The organism is Methanosarcina sp. UBA5 (assembly GCF_002505485.1).
GTDB lineage: Archaea > Halobacteriota > Methanosarcinia > Methanosarcinales > Methanosarcinaceae > Methanosarcina.
Window position 1 is genome coordinate 1 of the sequence record NZ_DAVG01000004.1, and the last position, 3,887, is coordinate 3,887.

Annotated in this window: 3 protein-coding genes and 1 pseudogene; 2 read left to right on the top strand and 2 right to left on the bottom strand. The window is 37.9% G+C overall.

Translation table 11 applies throughout. From position 1 onward, the window contains the following. Positions 1–251: 251 nt before the first annotated feature. Positions 252–604: pseudogene (locus tag BP621_RS17145) on the bottom strand (type I restriction-modification enzyme R subunit C-terminal domain-containing protein). 595 nt (positions 605–1,199) lie between these two features. Between BP621_RS17145 and BP621_RS00235 the strand changes: the two are divergent. Continuing rightward, a complete protein-coding gene (locus tag BP621_RS00235; RefSeq protein WP_292387015.1) occupies positions 1,200–1,424 on the top strand; it encodes a hypothetical protein in 225 nt (74 codons plus the stop codon). Between the two features lie 215 nt (positions 1,425–1,639). Here BP621_RS00235 and BP621_RS00240 read toward each other — a convergent pair whose 3' ends face one another. Further along, positions 1,640–1,870: a hypothetical protein gene (locus BP621_RS00240; RefSeq protein ID WP_292387017.1), complete on the bottom strand. Its 231-nt coding sequence runs from the start codon at positions 1,868–1,870 to the stop codon at positions 1,640–1,642. Between the two features lie 687 nt (positions 1,871–2,557). Between BP621_RS00240 and BP621_RS00245 the strand changes: the two genes are divergently transcribed. After that, the gene (locus BP621_RS00245; protein ID WP_292387021.1) at positions 2,558–3,586 is read left to right on the top strand and encodes a tocopherol cyclase family protein; all 1,029 of its coding nucleotides are present in this window, start codon (positions 2,558–2,560) and stop codon (positions 3,584–3,586) included. The last annotated feature ends 301 nt before the right edge of the window (positions 3,587–3,887 follow it).

Sequence of the window (3,887 nt, forward strand, 5' to 3'; positions counted from 1 at the left end):
ATCACTTATTTTAGGTGCTCCTGCGTTTTTGTGGTAAAAAGTGGAAGAAGCACTTTATTTAAAACCCTTTTTTATAATAACTGGTCAATTTAGGATTTCTACAAAGCCAAAATATGGATGTCGGAATTATTTGTTTTAATAATCAGAATGTTAGAATGGATGATTCTCAAAACATAATTATAGCTAGATCCAACAATTTTGGGGCTCATTTCCCTTAATAATCAGGATGTTTTAATGAACAATTACCAGAATCACGCCGCTAGAGCCGTATTCAATTCACTGATAACCATATTCATCTCGTCCCCGAAAAGCTGGTACATTCTGCCGCGCCCGCCAAGAGCATCAAAAGGAGTGTAATCAAGGTCGTCTATTTCCAGATGAAAACTGTTGCAATATATTCTTTAATCATACGGAGCCAGTTCATCTGGTCTTCATTAAATTTCAGGGTTCCGGCCTGTTTATTAAATACCCATTCCTGGAAGTTCCTGTTCACGGTCTGGTCGTAGGCCGTCAGAACAGGGTCGATCTTGGTTATTTTACGGATCACAGAAACCAGATTCCTTTGGCGGTTGTCCTTAAAGGATTTTTCAAGATTTGAAGTCACCGTTATCTGGCAATCCCTCAGGCCATTTATCCTCAATTCAGAAAGTCCAGCAGCCTTTCCATCAAAAACCTCTTTTTAAGATACTCCTCAAAAGTTTCATGTCTGTAAAAAGAAAAAGCAGGTTTGATCTTGGTTTTGGGTCACGATTCCACTGCTGTCTATGGCTGGTTCAAGTAATAGTGAAAAAGTCCAAGTGAAAAAGTCTAGGAACCAACCGCTAAATATTTGAGTATCTTGTTGAAGAAATATGAAGAATAGATGTAATTTCCTAAAACTAAAGAGAAGAAAAACTGAGAAGCCAGCATTATACAAACTAAAGAGCCGAAATATACTTATGTTGTCAAAATAAGCAGAAAGGAAAGCTCTAAAATACTGAAAAAGAGTTACCTCGAAAAAGAGGTATCTCTGGTCAAAACACAGATCAAAGTGAAATCTCAACGAGTTTACTTTGCCAACATAGTAAAGAAAATATGTTTTTGGATGGAGAATGTTTTTACACTCTATTTTTTTGTCTACACTGAGACCTGTGACAAATCTCCCGGTTTGCGTATCTTCATAAATGATAAAGTACAATAATAGCTTGGGGTGAATAATTGTGCATAAATTAATGAAAATAGTGGGTTATATCTTAGCAATAATAGGACTTGCTTATGTTGTAAAACACGTTATGCATTGCAAAGAATGTTGCTGTTTACGTGGTTGGCATAAAATAAAAGTAGAAGATGAAGAAAGAACTGGTTCAACTGTATCGCATGAAATAAAAGTAGAGGAGGAAAAACGAAAAGGTTCAAGGTATGGTTCTAATCCGATTCGTTATTAATATCAGAAGACATCTGCATTTTCTATCAGGAAATCAAGCACCCTGATTTCTGGCGTTTCTCCTGAAGAGTCAACGAACAACATTTTGTACCATTTTTTTTCTTTATTCAATATGTCTATTTTCTCGCGGTTCTCATCTATTTCTTGTTTGCATTTATCTTTGATTGTTTTAAATTTTTTGTAAATCAAAGTTGCGCTGGCGCAACCCGCAGCAAGCTAGTGGGGTATTCGGCTGAAATCAATAAACATACTTTCTTCACTAATTCCCTTAATAAACTCTATATGCATTACAGCCGCATCTGTATTTACATCTTTGTCTAATAATGGTTCTACTTTACGGCATTCTGCATACTTAATATCCAGCTCTTCACCAAATTTATCTTCAAACGCAAAGATTTCATCCCATAGTTCCATAATTTGGCTGTCTATCTCTTCTTTTGTAGGCATTATCTTCTCTCCCATTCATTAAATTTTTTTAAAAACTTCTTTATTAACTGCTTTTCAATGGCTTTTTCCTCAACTGTCAAGCCAGCCTTTTCAACCAATGCTAAAGCGGAAATGATCGTATTTTTATTTACACCAAATAGTAAATTTGTCGATAGACATACAAAAATCAATAAAAGCGGCGTCAGAACAGACCTTTAATATTAAGTATCGTATAAAACTTGGCTTTGACCTGAATCGTCACAGATGGATCCAAAAGTGGGTTGATTCTTATTACGGCATAAACCAAAAAAGGCGCACTAGAACTTGGTTTAGTTTGGGCTGATGAAGAAACTCAACTTGGAGAAAACGTGGATAAGTGTTGGGGAGAAAAAAAACTAATTTTTTGATCAAAATTTCAATTCAGGCACTTCGAATACTTATCTCCACTACCGGCTCAAACAAACAAGCTCTATATTTATTTCCGAGCGGCTTTTTTGGATCTACTTTTGGATCGGCCTTTGCAACCTTGATATATTAATTGCAGATGTCTTTATTATTTCTATATTTTGGTTGATTACAGTCAAATTGTAGTATTATTAATAGTAAACTTGGGCGTTGCATAAAACTAAAAAGTCTCCTAAACCAGATTCCACTAGTAGCTATGGCTTTTTAGGCGAGCGAAAGCATGGATTATCCATAAGATTCTAAATGATGATCCACCTATCATATATGATGCTCGATACCTGGAAGCCGGGAGTTTTCCATGGCCGGAGAAAAAAGAAAGATTTTTTCGATGGCTGGTATTTTAAGATGGTAGATTACAGCGAAAAGAACGCCTATGCTGTCATTCCTGGCGTCTCCATAGCTGGTGATCCATTAAAGTCACATGCTTTCATCATGTTTCTGGATGCCAGAACAAAGCAAATGCGTTATTTTAGGTATCCTCTCAATAACCTGAAGGCAGGAGATAAAAAGTTCGAGCTTACTATTGGTGAATCTTTTTTCAGCACTAGTGAGATGAAGCTTAACCTTGAGCAGGGAGGTGACACGATCGCTGCCCGCATTAGCTTCAAGGATACATATCCCTGGCCTGTAAAACTGCTGTCCCCAGGAGTGATGGGCTGGTATGCATTCGTGCCTTGGATGGAATGCTATCACGGTATATTGAGCATGGATCATGCTGTCGAGGGATTCATTGAGGTTAACGGCATAAGGAAAGATCTCAAGGGTGGCAGGGGCTATATAGAAAAGGATTGGGGCGTTTCAATGCCTTCCTCCTGGATATGGATGCAGACTAACCACTTCGATCGTAACGGCATATCACTCTCGGGCTCGATCGCAAAGATACCCTGGCTCGGCAATTCTTTCACAGGTTACATCTTCGGCTTTTTATATGACAAAAAATTGTACAAATTTACGACATATTCAGGGGCAAAAGTCAATGGGCTTGATGTAACTGACGATAACATTCGGATACGGCTGGAAAACAAGGTATACCGGCTCGACATCGATGCTGACAGGTCTGAAGGTGTTGAGCTCCCTGCACCAAGACTTGGAGAGATGACAGCGAAGGTTAACGAGTCTCTACGCTCCAGTATCAACGTGTCTCTATTGAGGAAAACTGGTTCTGGCACGAAGCTCATCTATTCTGGAACTGGAAAAAACGCCGGCCTGGAATTAGTCGGAAATGTCGAAGAACTGACAAAAGGATTAAAAAAAGCCAGTGATCGATGTTAATGAGCATCTTATCGTTATCAACCTTAATTGGATAGATCTTAAAATCTCTGGATGGTTTTAGGACTTTTGATACAGACATCAAGAGCCTATATCGGTTGAAACTATATCGATTTTCTTAATGTCCATTTTTAATAAATCCCTAATTCATCCAGTTTAACACACCTTCTTGGTTATTTTTCATGCCAAATTGGCTTAGAGAACTATAACTGAGCATTTAGAAAGTAAGGTTAATTTTCTTAACCACGTCTTCGATAATTAGAAGACCTTCCTCTAACTCGCCCTTCTTGATATTTAGCGCGGG

Coding starts and splice junctions, on each gene's coding strand:
- BP621_RS00245 (WP_292387021.1), top strand. CDS start 2,558: ATGATGATCCACCTATCATATATGATGCTCGATACCTGGAAGCCGGGA.
- BP621_RS00240 (WP_292387017.1), bottom strand. CDS start 1,870: ATGCCTACAAAAGAAGAGATAGACAGCCAAATTATGGAACTATGGGAT.